At 68.2% G+C, this 16,640-nt stretch carries 11 protein-coding genes and 1 pseudogene; 6 read left to right on the forward strand and 6 right to left on the reverse strand.

All coding sequences use genetic code 11. From position 1 onward, the window contains the following. Positions 1-147 carry a hypothetical protein gene (locus ABH935_RS45955; RefSeq protein ID WP_370384319.1) on the reverse strand — a complete coding sequence of 49 codons (147 nt, stop codon included), beginning with the start codon at positions 145-147 and terminating at the stop codon, positions 1-3. 306 nt (positions 148-453) lie between these two features. On the opposite strand from ABH935_RS45955, the gene ABH935_RS45960 reads away from it, so the two are divergent. Beyond that, positions 454-1,056, forward strand: coding sequence for a hypothetical protein (locus tag ABH935_RS45960; RefSeq protein ID WP_370384320.1), 603 nt, complete (start codon positions 454-456; stop codon positions 1,054-1,056). Between the two features lie 667 nt (positions 1,057-1,723). On the opposite strand, the gene ABH935_RS45965 is transcribed toward ABH935_RS45960, so the two are convergent. Continuing rightward, complete coding sequence (locus ABH935_RS45965) at positions 1,724-10,387, reverse strand: fibronectin type III domain-containing protein (protein ID WP_370384321.1); 8,664 nt, start codon at positions 10,385-10,387, stop codon at positions 1,724-1,726. Positions 10,388-10,523: 136 nt separating this feature from the next. After that, entirely contained in the window at positions 10,524-10,862 is a 339-nt protein-coding gene (locus ABH935_RS45970) for a peptidoglycan-binding protein (RefSeq protein WP_370384322.1), read from the reverse strand. A 375-nt stretch (positions 10,863-11,237) separates the two neighbouring features. On the opposite strand from ABH935_RS45970, the gene ABH935_RS45975 reads away from it, so the two are divergent. The 4 genes and pseudogenes from ABH935_RS45975 to ABH935_RS45990 all read left to right on the forward strand — a co-directional run bounded on the left by ABH935_RS45975 (position 11,238) and on the right by ABH935_RS45990 (position 15,093). Beyond that, positions 11,238-13,769, forward strand: coding sequence for a tetratricopeptide repeat protein (locus ABH935_RS45975; RefSeq protein WP_370384323.1), 2,532 nt, complete (start codon positions 11,238-11,240; stop codon positions 13,767-13,769). A 13-nt stretch (positions 13,770-13,782) separates the two neighbouring features. Further along, positions 13,783-13,933 (forward strand): annotated as a pseudogene (locus ABH935_RS45980) (transposase); the annotation flags it as partial. Positions 13,934-14,199: 266 nt separating this feature from the next. After that, a complete protein-coding gene (locus tag ABH935_RS45985; RefSeq protein ID WP_370384324.1) occupies positions 14,200-14,376 on the forward strand; it encodes a hypothetical protein in 177 nt (58 codons plus the stop codon). 390 nt (positions 14,377-14,766) lie between these two features. Then, positions 14,767-15,093, forward strand: a complete 327-nt coding sequence (locus tag ABH935_RS45990) for a hypothetical protein (RefSeq protein WP_370384325.1) — start codon at positions 14,767-14,769, stop codon at positions 15,091-15,093. A 143-nt stretch (positions 15,094-15,236) separates the two neighbouring features. Here the strand turns inward: ABH935_RS45990 and ABH935_RS45995 are convergent, their stop codons facing one another. Next, on the reverse strand, positions 15,237-15,386 hold the full coding sequence (locus ABH935_RS45995; protein WP_370384326.1) for a hypothetical protein: 150 nt from the start codon (positions 15,384-15,386) through the stop codon (positions 15,237-15,239). Positions 15,387-15,501: 115 nt separating this feature from the next. Then, complete coding sequence (locus tag ABH935_RS46000) at positions 15,502-15,726, reverse strand: tyrosine-type recombinase/integrase (protein WP_370384327.1); 225 nt, start codon at positions 15,724-15,726, stop codon at positions 15,502-15,504. Positions 15,727-15,740: 14 nt separating this feature from the next. On the opposite strand from ABH935_RS46000, the gene ABH935_RS46005 reads away from it, so the two are divergent. Next, positions 15,741-15,911 carry a hypothetical protein gene (locus tag ABH935_RS46005; protein WP_370384328.1) on the forward strand — a complete coding sequence of 57 codons (171 nt, stop codon included), beginning with the start codon at positions 15,741-15,743 and terminating at the stop codon, positions 15,909-15,911. A gap of 472 nt (positions 15,912-16,383) precedes the next feature. Here ABH935_RS46005 and ABH935_RS46010 read toward each other — a convergent pair whose 3' ends face one another. Continuing rightward, positions 16,384-16,521 carry a hypothetical protein gene (locus ABH935_RS46010; RefSeq protein WP_370384329.1) on the reverse strand — a complete coding sequence of 46 codons (138 nt, stop codon included), beginning with the start codon at positions 16,519-16,521 and terminating at the stop codon, positions 16,384-16,386. Positions 16,522-16,640 lie beyond the last annotated feature (119 nt).

A 16,640-nucleotide genomic window follows, 5' to 3' on the forward strand; every position in this document is an offset into this window, starting at 1 on the left:
TCACCGCGCGGCTGCTCCCCCGCTGCCCGCCAGCCGTCCGTCGACGAACGATTCGCCCAGCGGCGACGTGCCGCGAATCGGTGAGAGTGTCACCGCGGACGGCACGACGACGATGACATCACCACTCACCATCACATCGTCAAACACCGTCGAATAGGTTGCTCGCTGACAACGATGCCGGTGCGCCGCGGCTGCCGTCCTTAGCATTGCGTCGCCGGTTCCTTGACGCTTGGTCTACTGGCCGAACCAGCGTGGCGTGGAATGCCACGCTGATCCCGCACCGAAGTGAGGTTCTACTCCGGGGCGCACAGCGGGACCCCTGTTTCGGTCCAGTCCCGTCGCGTGCCGCCAACAACGGCGAAGGCCTACGCGGTCCGGCCACGGCAGTAGAACGCGACCACGACCAGGCTGGCGTCCCCTGCTGTGGGATGCACCGAAAGGGGAAAGACTCTCATGACCGCACGCGCGCGTCTGCGCACGGCCGCCCTGCTAACCGGCCTTGCCCTCATCGCCACGCTCGGGATCCCGGCCGCCAACGCGGATACCGGATCCGACGGATTCCCGATCCTCTACGCCTCGGTGGGACAGGAGGCTCACAAGTGCGAGGTCATCGGTAGCGATCAGTACGGCAACCAGGCCGTCATCTGCGCCGACCTCATGACAATCCCCACGTTCGACCTCTCTAGCAACAACGTCTACTACCCGTACTACGTCTGGGCCGAGGCTGAGGCCTTGTGCCAGACCAGCGCCGGGGTTGTGGAGCAGTGCGCGAACATCCTTGTCAACGCCGAAGTGGCCGATGGGGCGGTCGGCGCCGCGGGCAGCTCTAGCAGTGTATGCGGGCACGCCGCCGGTGCCTGCCCGGTCGGTCGGCTGACGGCGGACACCAACTTCCTCTCCTACAACAGCTCAGTCGGGTGCTCAAGTGATCCGCACTACGACGTGTGGGGGATTGTACTCGGAGGCGGCGCGACGGTTATCGAACTTCCCAAATCCGGCAAGAACATCACTTTGGGCAGCAACTTCTCCACCGGCCACAACTGGATCTGCATGTAAGCGCAGCCAGGCCGCCGCAAGCGATACGCGACACGAACGGCTCAGAGGGCCGCAGCCAGCTTCAGGGCCCGGGCCCGGGCATGTTCGAAAAACTTGAGTGCGGGCCCGCGGCCGGCTGGCGAGTCCGGCAGCGCCGTGCTCGGCGAACCGGGCCACCCAGCGGTCGGCGGTTTGCAGGGGACACGCCACACTGCGCGGCTACTTCGCCGCGAGTGAGCCCGCGCCTGCGCAGCAGCACCATCCGGGCCCGCGCCGCTACGTCCGGCGGCGTGTTGGGGAAGCCGCCAACTCGCGAAGCTCCGCTATCTGTTCCTCGGACTGTTCATCCCGCAGGCTCCTGCCGCTTCGTTCTGGTACCCGGCGTCGGCTCCAGTCTGGCCGAGCGCACACACGCCAGCGAGTCGTTCCGGCTCAGCTACTGTGGAATCAGCCGCCTGCCCTACGACCCGGCGGTCACCGCGGTCCTTCTCGCGCGCAACAGTTGGCCCCCTCGAACCTCGTGCTCGCCTCCGACGGATACCGGCACGACGACTAGTACTAGGCGCAGACCCTGCTCAGCGAGCTGTTCGGCGCACCATCGCAGATCGATGCCCCCACCACAGGCATCCAGGTTCGGGGTGGTCTGCCACCTACCGATCACCCCGAACCCATAACCGTCTCCCGGTGGCTACGCGGCTAGCCCCCACAACGCTTGCGCCCCTGCGACAGCGCCTTCCTCCAGCAGGAGCGGAATCTCCGCCTCCGGCAGGGTCAACAGCAGTCCAGCGCCGACGGCCGCAGTCACACCTCCTACGGCGCCCCACCCCCAGGCCGGTATCGGGTACCCGGCGCCGGAGCCGGCGTTTCCTTCGCCAACGGTGACCGGAAGTGGGCGCGGGAAGCTGATGTGGATGGGTCCCGGCGGGAAGGCGGTCAGTGCCGTCGCGTCGACGAGGCTGGAGATGTCGGCGCCGGTGGCCTGCCCGACATAGCGCAGGGGGTTGGCGGTGCGGCCGTCGGGGATGCCGGTCGAGCGGCAGAAGATCGCCATGTCCGGTTTCAGCTCGGCGCCTTCGGCGAGCAGGTCGATGAGGGCGTCGGTGCGGGCTCCGGTGCCTTGATTCTTGCCGAACCGGACGAGCCGGTAGTAGATCAGGCCGTCGGTATCGGCGATCGGCGCGATGTCAGCGGCCGGATAGCGGCCGTTCGGCTTGGGGGCGGGGATGTGGAACGTGTCCCAGTCGCGTCCGTTGAACATCAGCATCACCCCCTCAGCGCCGAAAGCGTCGGTGGGATAGATCCGGGTTTCGGGGGTGACCGGGTCGCCGGGGACGACAGACTGGCCGGTGAGCTGCCCGAGGCCGTTCGCGTATCCCTTGAGCTTGTCCACGGACGCGGTTTGGCTACGCCCGTAGACGGAGGCGGGCTTCACATCCCAGACCGCGTATCCGGTGCCGCGGGGTGTCGGCACCCCCGCGACTACCAGGTCGGGATAGGCCGTCTTGGTCCAATAGGTGGGGTAACTCAGCCTGGCGCCTCCGCCCAGAACACCGTGGCCGCCTGCGAAGTCCGCGTAGACGTTTTCGACACCGTGCAATCCGACTTCCTGTTCCCAGGCCATCTCCAGCGTGAAGTCGTGCTGGTAGGTGCTCCCTCCGCTCCACCAACCGTCCCCGGGGACTGACGTCTGCGGTGTCAGCCCACTGAGGTCGCTCTGGTAGGTCGGCGCGTCGTCCGCGTACACGTAGCTTGAGGTCGCGGGATCGGTGGCGGACCGGGTCAGCGGATCCCGGGACAAGAAGCGCCCGGTTGCTGGATCGTACTGGCGCGCTCGCAGATCGTAGGTGGTGGCGTCGGGGTTGACGGTCTGACTCGCATAACCGGTCAGTCCCGAGTCCAAAGCGCCGATGTCGGTGCTGGTGAGGCCGAACGGGTCGAAGTCGGCCGATTGCGCGCCTGCCGGCTTCCCCGAGGCGTCGACAGTGTCGGTGACATTGTTCTGCCAATCATGCAGCAGATAGACCGGCCCGCCGGGCCCGTTGGCCTGGCCGGTACGGCCGAGGGGGTCCGGCAGGTAGTCGGCGGTGCCCGTGCCGTCGCTTCGGGTCGCGAGCTGGGCCATCGGGCTGTTGGTGTCCCAGGTCAGCATGACAGTGGCCGAACCCTGTTTTTCGGAGGCGCGGTTGCCGAAAGCGTCGTAGGCGAAGGCTACGGTCGCCCCACTGGCGGCCTTCTGCGAGCTGATCCGGTTGGCGGCGTCGAAAGTGCGGCCGGCGTCGATCTGGTTTCCGTCGGCGTCGTGGGCGTGGGTGACGGTTCCGGACGGGCTGCCGGCTGAGGTCAACTCATCGGCGGCGTCATAGCTGTAGGTCGTGGTGACCGGGGCTCCGCCGGAAGCACTCACCGACTGTGTAAGCCGGTTCCCGACCTTGTCGTAGCTGTACGTGACGCCGGGAACCGTGCCGCCAGCCGACGTGCACAGGCCGCCTGTCCCGATCGCGGGGCAAGCGGACGTGAGCCGGCCGGCGGGATCGTAGGTGTAGGAAGTGTCGGCTGTGGTGCCGGCGTGGGTGGCGGACACCGCGGTCGGTCGGCCGCTCTCGTCCCGGGTGATCTGCCAGGTTCCGACCGCCGAGCCGGATCGAGCAGTCGTCAGGGTATTGAGTCGGCCGGCCGCGTCGTATCCGATCTTCTCGGTGGCTCCGGTGGTGGACGGGTAGGTGACGCCGGTGAGGTTCCCGGCGACGTCGTAGGCGAAGGCGGTGGTCGCTCCGGCGCTGGTCTGGCTGGTCGGTCGGCTGTCGGCGTCGTATCCGTAGGTGATGCTGGCGCCGTCGGGGTAGGTGCGGCCGGTGATGTCGCCCGCGGCGTCGTAGCTGTAGGCGAAGGCGCCTCCACCCGGCTGGGTCACGCCGGCGAGCCGGCCGGCGGCGTTGTAGCTGAGGGTGTGGCTACCGGTGGAGTCGGTGGCGGCGGTCATCCTGCCGGCCGTGTCATAGGTGTAGGAGGTCGGCGCGGTGCCGTCGGAGTAGCTGGTGCCGGTGGGCAGGCCGCGCGGGTCGAAGGTCGTGGCGACGGTCTGGCCTCGCCGGTTGATGGTGGTCGTCCGGTGTCCGTCCGCGTCGTAGGCGTAGGTGAGAGTTTGGCCGAGTGGGTCGGTGACCGAGGTGAGGCGGTTGTCGGCGTCGTAGCCGTAGCCGGTGGTGTGGTTGTCGGCATCCACCCGGGTGAGTGGGTTGGCGACCGAGTCGTAGGTGTAGGCGGTGACGGCGTTCGCCGGGTCGGTGACCGAGACGAGGCGACCGTCAACGTCGTAGGCGTACCGTGTGGTGCGTCCGCTCGGGTCGGTGACGGCGGACTTGGCACCGGTCGCGTCCCAGGATGTGGTGGCGGTGTGGCCGAGGGCGTCGGTGACCGTGGTCTGGTTCCCGGCGGCGTCGTAGCCGTAGGTCGTGGTGTACGCGGCCTTGTTCGCACCCGCTGTGTTGCCGCGCGGTTCGGTGTAGCTGACCGTCCGGCCGTCGGCGTCGTAAGTCCACGACTTCACATCGCCCATCGGCGCGGTCTGGATGAGCAGGCGGCCCGCCGGGTCTCTCGTGAAGGTCGTGGTCTTGCCCAGCGCGTCGGTGGCCGAGGCGAGCCGGTGTCCCTTGTCGTAGACGTTGCTCCGGGTCGCTCCGTCCGGTTCCTTGACCGAGCTGACGTCGCCGGCGGCGTCATAGACGGTCGTCATGGTATGGCCGAGCGGGTCGGTGACCGAGACGACTCGGCTGTCGGCGTCGTAGGAGGTGGTGGTCACCGCTCCGGTCGGACCGGTCACTGTGACGCGGTTCCCTGACATGTCGTAGCCGTAGGCCGTGGTGTACGTCGCCGCGGTCGCTCCGGGCGCGTTGCCGCGCGGGCTGGTCATCGTGGCCTGGCGATCCGCCGCGTCATAGGTGTGGGAAGTCTTGTCTCCCAGCGGGTCCACTGTGGCGGTCAAGTTTCCGGCCGGGTCGAAGGCCGACGTGGTGGTGTGACCGCGGGCATCAGTGACCGCGGACCGCCGGCCTGCCGCGTCGTAGCCGTAGGCGGTGATGTTCCCGGCCGGATCGGTGACCGAGGTGGTGAGATTCGCGGGGTCGAAGGCGAAGGCGGTCTTGTGGCCGAGCGGGTCGGTGACCGCGATCTGATTCCCGGCAGCGTCATAGCCGTACGTTGTCGTGTACGCCGCCTTGTCGGCCCCTGCGACGTTGCCCCGCGCGTCGACGGCGGTGAGTATGTGCCCGTCCGCGTCGTAGGTCCACGACGTGGTCTCGCCCAGCGGGGACGTCTCGCTGAGAGTGCGACCGTCGGCGTCATAGGCGTAGCGGATTGTCGCGCCGGTCGGGTCGGTGACCGAGGCGGGCCGGTTGTTCTTGTCGAAGACATCGGCCGTGGTGGCACCGGCGGGATCGGTGGAGGCGATCACGTTGCCGTCCGCGTCGTAGGCCCGCACGGTGATCCCGCCGGCCGGATCGATCGTCGCCACCACCCGACCGAGCGCGTCGTACACCTGGCGCGTGACATGCCCCAGCGGGTCGGCGGAGCTGAGCTGGTCGCCGTTCGCGTCGTAGGTGTAGGCCGTGGTGTAGGCGGCGGGGTTCGCGCCTTGAACATTCCCGCGCGGATCTGTCATAGAAGTCAGGCGTCCCGACGTGTCGTACGTGTACGTCGTCTTGGCGCCCACCGCGTCGGTCAACGACAGCAGTTCGCCTTGCGGGCTGTAGGTCGTGGTGGTGGTGTGCCCGTTCGGGTCGGTCTTGCCGACTTGCCGATGGAAAGTGTCATAGACGTAGGTGGTGGTGTTCCCGGCCGGATCCTTCTGCGCTGTCAGGTCTCCGGCCGGGTCATAGCTGTCGGTCGTCGTGCGGCCGTCAGGGTCGGTGATCGTGGCGACCCGGCCTGCGGCGTCGTACGTGTACGCCGTGGTGAACTTGGCCGGATCCGCACCGGCGACGTTGCCCCGGGGGTCGACCACGGCCGTCAGGTGACCCGCTGCGTCGTAGGCATAGGTGGTGAGGTTGCCGAGCGCATCGGTCTTGCTGGTGAGGTTTCCGGCGGAATCGTATGTGCTGGAGGTCGCCTTGCCGATCGGGTCGGTCACCGTGGCCAGTTGGCCGCCGGTGGTGTAGCCGTAGGTGTAGGTACCGCCCTCGGGATCGGTGGAGGATATGACGCGGTTGGCCGTGTCATAGGTGTTGACCCGCTTGTTGCCTCTCCCGTCCGTGTAACTCAGCAGGTTGCGGTGTGAGTCGTAAGTCCAGTACTCGGTGTAGGACAGGGGGTAGGGCGCGGTGCGGCTGGTCATGTTCCCAACCGCGTCGTAGGCCATCGTCGTGGTGTTCCCAGCCGGGTCGGTGACCGCGACCAGGTGCAGTTCCGCGTCGTAGCCGTAGCTGGTGCGGCCGCCAGCCGGGTCGACGTGGGCGATCAGCACGTTGCCCGAGTAGTAGTCCTTGCTGACCCGGCCACCGTCCTCGGTGACGGTGGCCACTTCGCCGGCCGCGTCCCAGGCCATCCGGGGCTCGGCGCCCCCGGCCTCGGTCTGGCCGGTAACCCGGCCGGTCGCGGGGTCGTAGGCGTTCTGTACCTGCGGGTGCCCGTCGGGATCGGTGATGGTGATCAGTCGGTTGTCGGCGTCGTAGGCGTACGTGGTGGTCTTCCCGGCCGGATCGGTGACGGAGGTCAGCCGCCCGGGGCCGTCGTAGCCGTAGCCGGTGACACGGCCGTCGGGCATGGTCAGCGAAGCGATCCGGTTCGCGCCGTCGTACCCGAGGACGGCCTTCCGTCCGCCGCTGTCCGTGACACTGGTGAGGAGGCCGCCGGAGTAGCCGAATGTCAGCGCCCTGCCGTCGCGATCCCGCATCGCGGCCAACTGGCCTGTGGCATTGAAGGTGTCGACCTGGGTGTCGGGCAGCGTCAGCGTGTAGCCGCCGGAGCCCGTAGCCAAGGTCGCGCCCACGCCCGGCGGTGCCTGGAATGATCCGTCGGCCTGTTTGACGAACACGGCTTGGGCCCCGTCTTCGGCCGTGAGCGTCGCGTCGCCGTTACCGCCGACCCTCAGGAACATCGCGTACGGGTGGGTCCAACCCGGCCCGAGCGGACCGGACACACCTGCGGCGGCCGAGTTGTAGACGCGCCGGAAGTCGAAGGTCAGTCCGACCCCGGGCAGCGAGGCGTCGTCGACGGACTCGGTGTAGGAACCGGTGGCGGTGTTCACCGGGTCGCCGGCGAAGTTCTGCAACGCGGCGGTGGCTGCCAAGCTGCTGCCGCATCCGCAGCCGAGCGTCTGGTTGGGGAGCATGCCGACCGCACCGGTGAGCAGATCGACGACGACGAGATCTGGTGCGCAGCCGGACCCACCCACGGGATCGGGCTGGCAGCCGCCGACGCCGAGCATGTTCGGCGAGGTGGTGTCCATGACCATCTTGCGGGCGGTCGCGTCGACAGCGTTGGACGCGAGCCTGGCGAAGGAGGGCTGGGCGTCAGCGAGGGCCCCGTTGACCTGTGAGGCGACCGTCAAGCTGCGACTGGCGACGTCGATGACGCCAGCCTGCGGTGCCTGGTCGTACCAGCCGCCGGGCCGGATTCCGACCCGGAACTTCTTGCCGTCGCCAGTCAGTCCCCAGTCATCAGGCCACTTGATCCCGGCGACCGCCACCGGCGCCGCGTTCGGTGCGGCCGGGTCGAGGGTGACCAGGCTGTCCTGTTCGGGTCGGTCCGTGGGAAACGTTCTGAGCACCGCCCCGACCGTCTTGCCGTCGTCGCTCATGCCGATTCGCGGCATCCACGTGTAACCCTGTGCCCCGTCCGGGGGAGAAGCAGGCGTCAACTGTCGAGCCAGCCACGTCCCGGTCGTCGAACCGTCCGAGGCCACATCGAAGACCCCCAGCTGTTCAGTGAAGCCGCACATCGTCGGTTCGTAGCCGCCGCCAGGGCACTGCAGACCATCAGCGACCTTGAGACCCCAGTAATCCACCTCCTTGGCGATCCGGCGCCCGTCCGCCGAAACAGCGGCGGGCTCCCATGGCGTGGGCACCATGCAAGGCATCGGCGCTGTCGGGTCCGGCGCCAGCGCCGTCATGCTCAACCGAATTCGGGTGAGCACCTTTCCGGCGGTGTCGAAGCGGTAGATGTCGCCGCCGCCCTGCACCAGTTCCCGGTCCATGTCGCCGTAGTGGCTACCGTATGCGGGGCAGGCGGTGTGGTCGGCCATGTCGGCGTTCTCCTGGATCGCGAACACCAGGGTGCTGCCATCGGCCGACAGCGCGGGCGCCCCCACGTAACCGGTGGTCGGCCCACCGGAGGCATTGGCGCTGGCCAACGTCACCTGGCCGGTGTCGGCCCGCCACACGTACATGTTCGCGTTCGGGCCCGACTGGCTGGCGAAGACCTGCCCGTCATAGCTCGCGACCGCCGGCGACATCCGTTCCCCGAACCGGTCGAACTGGCGGCCCTGGGGAATCGGGTAGGTTGTGCCGACCGGGTACTCCCAGACCGTGTCAGTGGTCGCGGTCGACAGATCGTACCGGTACCAGCCGTTCCTGACCTGGTTACGAACGCTGCCGTCCAGGTTTTCGGCGTACAGGGCGCCGTAGTAGAAGATGTATCGCCCGTTCCCTGACATCACCGGCAGCTGGCGCGCCTCCACGTACCGGGTGTCCGGGGTGGGGCTTTGGGGCTGGGGATAGCGCACCAGGGTTCCGCTTGGCCGAGTGCTCTGGCCGGTGGGCGCCACCGCCGAGGAGGGAGCGGAGGACTGACCGCTGCCGGCCACCGCGTTCGCAGCGGTGGCCGAAAACGTATAGGCGGTGCCGTTCTCCAAGCCCGAGAACAGCGCGTTCGGCGAACTCACGGTCTTGGTGAGCGTGCTCGACGTCCCGACAGCCGTGACGACGTAGGACGTGACCGGGCTGCCGCCGTCGTTCGCCGGAGGCGTCCAGGAAACGTACACCGACCGGTTCGAGGGGTGGGGGGTCACATCGGTAGGCGCAGCAGGCGGACCGGCTGGGGTGACTGGCGTGGAGTACAGCTGCGGCCCGGTTCCCGCGCTGTTCGCGGCGGTCACGCCGAAGTAGTAGGACGCTGCGTTGGTCAGACCCGTCACCGTCGCGGTGGTGGTCGCGGCGGTCGCGCTGATCGGCGTGCCGACGACCGCGTTGTTCCGGTCGTAGGTGGTGACGGTGTAGCCGGTCACCGGCGATCCGCCGTCGTCCGCGGGCGCGGTCCAGCTGACCGTGGCCTGCGCGACGCCGGGTGTGGCCATCACCAACGCCGGAGGCCCGGGCTGCGGCCCGGCCTTCGGCGTGAACTGCGGCGACACGACCGTCGCACCAGAGATGAGAGCGCTGCTCTGCACCCAGACGGTGGCGGTGTATGCGGCGCCGTCGATCAGGTTCGCGATGGTGGCTGTCGTGGTCGGTACGGCGACCTGCACGTAGCTGCTGGAGTTGTCCGAGACCTCGGTGAGCATGACGATCGTCGAGGTCAGGTCCGCTCCGCCGTCCGAGGCGGGCGGCTGCCAACTCACCGTGGCCTGCCCGTTGCCCGGGAGGACGGTGAGGTTCTGCACCGGTGACGCCGCGACCGCCGGCTGCGGTGTCACCGGCGCGGACAGCGCCGAGGCCGCACCGGTCCCTTGCCCGTTCTCCGCCGCGACCGTGAAGGTGTACGCCGTACCGTTGGTCAGCCCGCTGACCAACACCGACGTATCCGGCGCGGACGCGTAAGCCGTCGCATCACCCGGGCTCGCCGTCACCAGATAGTCGGTGATCGCGTTTCCACCGTCGTCGGCCGGCGCGGTCCACGACACCCGCACGGCGCTGTCCCGCGCCACGCCTGTCACCCCGGTCGGTGCGCTTGGAGTCGCGGCGTCATCCGCCGTGATTGGCCCCGTATGCCGCCGACTCGCCTTCCTCGGGGGCGTGTTCGACGGCTCCGTTGCAGGAAGGCTGGCCTGAAGGTGCTGCGCAGACGGCACCGGGCCGGGGAGCGGAACGTAGGAACCGTGCGGGTGTCGTGCCGGAGGCGGTGCGGGCTTGTCCGCAGCCGGCCCCGAGGCCGGTGGGCGCGATGGCTCCGGCAACTGCGGGGACTGCTGGGACGGCCCGGGCGCCGGCAGGACCGTGACTTTGTGATCGGCCTTGGCCGAGGCGGCCTTCGCCGACGCCGGGATCGGCAAGGGCTTCGGCGGGACCAAGGGCAGGGACGCCGCCGTGCCCACCCGCGGTACATCCGTCCGTATAGGCGCGCCCGACGCTGGATGCACGAAGTCAATACCGGTCACGAACAGCACGGCCGCGGTGAGACCGGCCAGAATCGATGAACGCACAGTGTTCCCCCTGAATCAACTCGCGTGCATAGCGGCAGAGCGCCGGGGCCGACGATGCGATTCGTCGGCCCCGGCTCGATTGCTCACCCTGAGGGCCTACGGGCGGCCCATCAGTCAGGGCCGGTCTGAGTCACCCTCAGGTCGGTATGTCGAAGTAGCAGTCACTTCCGGACATGCTGCCCGATTTGCGCGGAACGGCCCACAACGCGGCACCGGTTTGCGGCCCGACGATTCCGTCGTCGGTGCCGAATTCCGCGTCTTGGAAGCTCCGCACCGCGGCGTCGGTGGCGGGCCCCCAGATCCCGTCCTGGTCCAGGTAGTACTTGCCACCGGTGGTGTCGTAGTGCCACCAGTCCAAGAGCCACTGCACACACGCAACGCCCTCTCCGGTGTCGCCATAGCTCAGATAGGGCGCGCCCGGCCAGGCCTGGGCGGCGGGAGCCGCGAAGGTGACCGTCGTGACTGTTGCACCCATTGTCAGCAGGCTCACTACGAGCCGCTTCCTTACCGTCAGACGTCTGCGCATCCTGATGGTCCCCCTTCTCGCAGCTACCAAGGCGAAAGTCGCACAGCACCGTTTATGGTGGGCTTGCGATGCCCGGCACCCACTGTCGCAGCGCGATTGCCGTGAGCCGCCGGGTCCGGACAGTCCCGGACATCCCCGGACAGCCGGGGAAGGCGCTCCGTGACATGTCAGAGGTCTTTGGTACCCACACGGGGGCAGGGTATGGACGACGATCCGCATACGGTGCAAGGTCTGCTGGCCAAGCTGAACACATGGCGGGTGCGGGCGGCACGGGGGACGGGACGGGCCCGGCTGTCTCTGCGGGATCTCGCCTCCGCTAGTGGCGTGCCCCGCAGCAGCTTGTCCGATTACCTTTCCGGGGCGACGATCATGCCGGTCGACGTGGCGGACGCGGTCGTGCTGGCGCTGGGAGCCACACCGGCCGAAGCGCGGAAGTGGGCGACGGCCTGGGAGCGTGCCATCGCCGACCAGACACGACCGGTCGGCGCCGAGCGCGCCACCGGGCCTCGACAGCTTCCGGCCGCCGTCGCGGCCTTCGTCGGCCGCGAGACGTACTTGAAGAAACTCGACGGACTGCTCAAGGGCGGCCACAGCTCAGCAGTCGTGATCTCGGCCATCGCCGGGACCGCCGGTGTCGGCAAGACCGCGCTGGCAGTGCGCTGGGCGCACCAGGTGGCCGACCGGTTCCCCGACGGGCAGTTGTACGCGAACCTTCACGGCTACGGGCCGGGCGAACCTCTGGAGGCCACGACTGTACTGGGCTCTTTCCTCCGGGCGCTCGGCGTCGACACGGTTCCGCCGGGGCTGGAGGAGCGTGCCATGAGCTATCGCAGCCTGCTGTCTGGGAAACGCGCCCTCATCGTGTTGGACAACGCCCGCACCGTGGACCAGATCCGCCCCTTGCTGCCCGGCAGCGCGGAGTGCTTGGTCCTGGTCACCAGCCGGGACGCGCTCGCGGGCCTCGTCGCCCGGGACGGAGCCCGCCGACTGGACTTGGACCGGCTGCCGGTCGAGGAGTCGCGGGAGTTGCTCGGCCGGCTGGTGGGCGACCAGCGAGTGCTGGCGGAACCCGATGCCTGTGGCGAGTTGGTCAGGTTGTGCGCTGGGCTGCCCTTGGCGCTGCGGATCGTGGCCGAACGGATTGCCAGTCGCCCGCGCGCCAGCCTGGCCGAGCTCGTCGAAGATCTTCAGGATGTCGGCAGGACCCTGGATGTTCTGGACGCCACCGGTGACCCGCTCACCGATGTCCGATCCGTGTTCTCCTGGTCCTACCGCGCCCTGTCCGAACCGGCCGCCCGGCTGTTCCGACTGCTCGGATTATGTCCTGGGCCTGACATCGACGCGCACGGAGCCGCCGCCGCAGCCGGTGTCCCGGTCGCCGAGGCCCGTGGGCTGCTCGACCACCTGGCCGACACCTATCTGCTCCAGCGCGGCGTCGGAGGCAGATACGGCATGCACGATCTGCTGCGCGCATACGCCCGCGAACTCGCCTGCGCCACCGAGACGGCGGGCCAGCGCCACGTGGCCCTCACCGGGCTGTTCGACTGGCTGCTGGCCACCACGAACGCAAGCATGGACCTGATCAACCCCCACCGGCGGACCATGCCCGATCCCACGCCGACCGCGCTGTCGACGCCGCTGCGTTTCGACGACGTCGACGCGGCCGGCGCGTGGCTGGAGGCCGAGCACGCGGTCCTGGTGGCCGCCGTCCGGCTCGGCACGCAGGACGAGTGGCCGGTCCACGCCTGGCAACTGGCCCACTCGCTGTGGATGTTCTTCTATACCCGCAGGTACCTCGACAGCTGGTTTGGCACTCTCGCCGACGCCATGGCCGCGGCCGAGCGGCTCGACGACCGGTTCGCCCAGGCCGAACTGCAACACCTGCTCGGCATCGCGTACGACGCGACCGCCCGCTACGAAACAGCGCTCGAACACTTCCAGCAGGCGCTGACGCTGCGCCGCGCCGTCGGCGACCGCCGGGGCGAGGGCGTGACGCTGAACGGTATCGGCGCGGCCAGCTACCGCCTGCGCCGTCTCGAAGCCGCCGCCGAGAACTACCGGCTGGCAGCGGAGGCTTTCGGCGAAATCGGCTTCCAACACGGCGAACTCACCGCTCTGGGCAACGCCGCCCTGCTGGCCGGCGACATGGGCCGGTATGAGGAGGCGATCAGCCTGTTCACCGAGGTCCTGCAGGCGCGCATCGCTTCCGGAGACCAGCACGGCCAGCCCATGATTCTGGACAATCTCGGCCGCTTCCATCACCGCCTCGGCCGCGAGGACGAAGCGCTGAGCTTCCTGCACCGAGCCCTGGCCGCAGCCGAGGAACTGGGCGACCAGTACCTGCTCGCGAACACCTGCGAGGCCATGGCCGCGGTCCACGCGCACTTGGCCGACTATAAGAGCGCCGACCGCTACGCCCACCGAGCCCTGGCCCTGGCCCGCGCCAACGGCGACCGGAACGACGAGGTCGGGGCACTGACCACACTGGGTCAGATCCACCTTCGGCAAGGCGACCCGACCACCGCGCTGGAGCGGTACTCGCAGGCGCTGGCCGTCTGCCACGAATTCCACCAGCCGGGAAACGAGCATGCCGTCCACAACGGCCTGGGCCAGACCCATATCGCCCTTGGCGATACCGCGACGGCACTGCACCATCACACCATTGCTCTCGCCCTAGCCGACGGCGCGAACCCTTATGAACAGGCCCACGCCGAGTTCGGCATCGCCTCGGCACTCCTCGCCGCTGAAGGCTCGCACGGTGCGCGCCGGCATCTGGAGGCAGCCCTGCGAATCTTCACCGAACTGGGAGTCCCGGAGTCGGAAGCCGTCCGCGCGGTTCTGGCGACCGTGGAATAGGGTCCGTACCGAGATGCCCCTGCACCCCGAATCCGACATCACGGCCTACGCCACATTCCCGGACACGCGCTGGGAGAAGATCAGGTCGACCAACCCGTTGGAGCGCCTCAACCGCGAGGTGAAACGCCGAGCCGACGTCGTCCAGGTCTTCCCCAACTCCGCAGCGCTGCAATGCCTCACCAGCGCGGTCCTGGCCAAACTGCACGACGAATGGCGACCGCCGCTACCTATCGGAAGGCTCCATGGCAGAGCTTCACGGCACCGGCACCAAATTCACCGGATCGGCCGCGCTCCCACGCAGCCAAAAAGACCGCCTGAACCAAGAACTGAACCGTCCCGGTTCGACCCGCCTGTCCCCGGTGCACGCTCCCTGCCGCTGCCCGACATGCAGGCCGCGGTCGCCTAGTTCGACGCCGAGCACGCCAACCTGTTGGCCATCCAGCAGATCGCTGTCCGCCACGGCTGGCGCACAGAGGTGTGGCAACTGGCCATGGACGCCGCTCTCCGTATGGCCGATCCCAGTCCTCGGATACACGCGCACCGGCTGCTCGGATCCGCCTACGCCGACCTGGACCGCCCCGAGGAGGGCGTCGTACACCTGGCGTAGAGACGGAGCAGCTCCGCGCGTTACCTTCGCGAGCACGCGAACTCAAACCCGCGACAGACCATTCAGTCGGTAGCGCGCTCCCGACATCCGCGCCTACACCTCCTACGATCGCGGCACAATGGCAGGGCCTCGACCAGTCCGGTACGGCCTCAGGGCCACGTCGGGTTTGGACCGCCCGCGGAATTGCCCTGCTCACGGGAGGAGTGGTGCTGCATCGCAGAGTTATGCTAAACTTCAAGTGTTCGGGCATTCGTGTGCTCGAATGGAGGTTGCAACCCCGCCCGGGTTTCCGGCAGCGGGGTTTTGTGATCTTCGCACCGGGTTGTTCGTGAGGCCTGGCACCGAAATCGGTGCTGGGCCTTCGTCGTATCGGGAGGGAAGGTCGAATTGGTGGTGGCGTTCACCGTCGCGTGTGGGACGACGGTCTTGCTGGCAGCGATCGGAGCGTGGCTTGTCGCGCGCGTCGCCCATGATGCGCTCAATCGCGCCGAGCCGCAGGATGTCCCGGAAGTGGTTGCCGGATTGCCCCGATTGCTCGTTGCTCTGCCGGGGGTGCCGTCGGGGAGCAACGCGTCGCCGATGACACGGCTCGGGATCAGCAGCACATCGGGCAACGCCTACACCACCGAGTCCAATACCGGGCGTGACCATCCCGATCGAGGACCGCATGCAGCCGTTGTAAGCCTGGATGCTGTTGCCGAGCCCAGGCCAATGTAAATCGGCGGCGGGCCGGGCGGCCTATGTGAAGGCTGCCCAGCCCTCCCGGGCACCGCTACGGCCCCTCTGCCTAATCGCAGCGTTCGAGACCCCCGACTGCACAGCTCGCTTCGGGGGCATTTTCGGCACCCACACCGTGATGATCATGGTGGCAGCGATCCGTGCCACGTCTTGATTCGGTTGGCGGTGTACTCCACGGTCTCGAAGGCGGCCAACGCACACTGTGCCAGTTCATCGAGCTCGGCGGGCCTCACCACACGTTCGATGTCCGCCAAGGCGTCGAAGAACTCCATCACGACCCTTGTTTGCCCCACCACCACGTTGAAGTCCGCGGAGCGCGGCGTCCACTACCCACCCGGAATGATGCGCCGTCTATAGCAGGACGGCGGAGTAGATGTCAGCGGTGACCTAGATCGAGGAGTGGCCGAGCATCGCCTGCACCGTCTTAAGTCCGGCGTCGGCGGCCAAAGCCATCGTGTCCGCACCATGACGGAGCCCGTGGACCGCGACCGGCGGCAGCCCTGAGACGCGGACCAGAGCCGCGAAGGTGCGGGTAAGCCGGTCCGGAGACAGCGGCCGACTGCTGGGGAAGGTGAACACATGCCCGGACTCGCTCCAGCCCTGCCCGATCATCGTGGCTTCTGCCGGTGACGGTGCTGGCGCAACGCGGCAACACGCTGGTCTGGTCCAGCGCCACGTACCGGATGCCAGCACGGGTCTTCGGCGGCGCGGTCATCAACCATCCGGCGGCCCGCCGCTGGCGCGCCACCGACAACGCTCCTGCGTCCAAGTCCAGATCAAACAGGATCACTCGCTAGCGACCCCGTACACCACCAGCGCGGACGTGACACCAGTCCAACCTCGACGGTGGCCGTCGGCATCCTGTCCCTCTGCCCGGGCATTCGGTACGCGGGCGTCTCACCAGGTGGCGGGTCGAGCCCTGGGCGAGGCCCCAGCTTCTAACCCTCTGTGCTCTTCGCAACGCGGCGTTACGGCATCACGGCCGTACAGTGCAGCGAATCCCGCGCGCCGGCACACGCTATGGTGACCGGACATTGGTTAAGGAGCGGAATGCTGGTGAACTCGTCGGATTGGAAGCGTGTCCCGTTTGCGGAGGAAGCTCCAAAGTGGAATACCTTCCCCTTCCGCGCGGAAAGCTCCGTACTTTTCGTAGTACACAACGTCACTGCCGCGACACGACTGCTGGATGTGGTGCCCGCCTTTGCTGGCGATCCCCGCCTCGGACTCGCGTTCACTTGCACCGGCTCGTCACCGTTCCGGAACGGTATCTCAGCTCTCTTTGAGAAACGCGGACTTGTCGGCCTTGACTGGGGCAAGGCCCGCAGGCACCGCTTCGGATTGGCTGTATCCGCGAGCCACGGTGGCTTCCTGCACGACCTTGATGCCCCACTTGTCACTCTTCCCCATGGTATGGGATACAATAAGTATCTAGAGCCGGGAGCCGGGAGCCGGGAGCCGGGAGCCGGGAGCCGGGAGCCGGGAGCCGGGAGCCGGGAGCCGGGAGCCGGGAGCCGGGAGCCGGGAGC

This window comes from Catenulispora sp. GAS73, from assembly GCF_041262085.1.
Lineage (GTDB): Bacteria > Actinomycetota > Actinomycetes > Streptomycetales > Catenulisporaceae > Catenulispora.

What these genes read in the sequence shown, in the direction of transcription:
- ABH935_RS45960 (WP_370384320.1), top strand. Translation starts at nt 454, where the DNA reads ATGACCGCACGCGCGCGTCTGCGCACGGCCGCCCTGCTAACCGGCCTT.
- ABH935_RS45970 (WP_370384322.1), bottom strand. Translation starts at nt 10,862, where the DNA reads ATGGGTGCAACAGTCACGACGGTCACCTTCGCGGCTCCCGCCGCCCAG.
- ABH935_RS45995 (WP_370384326.1), bottom strand. Translation starts at nt 15,386, where the DNA reads ATGGAGTTCTTCGACGCCTTGGCGGACATCGAACGTGTGGTGAGGCCC.
- ABH935_RS46000 (WP_370384327.1), bottom strand. Translation starts at nt 15,726, where the DNA reads ATGATCGGGCAGGGCTGGAGCGAGTCCGGGCATGTGTTCACCTTCCCC.
- ABH935_RS46010 (WP_370384329.1), bottom strand. Translation starts at nt 16,521, where the DNA reads ATGGGGAAGAGTGACAAGTGGGGCATCAAGGTCGTGCAGGAAGCCACC.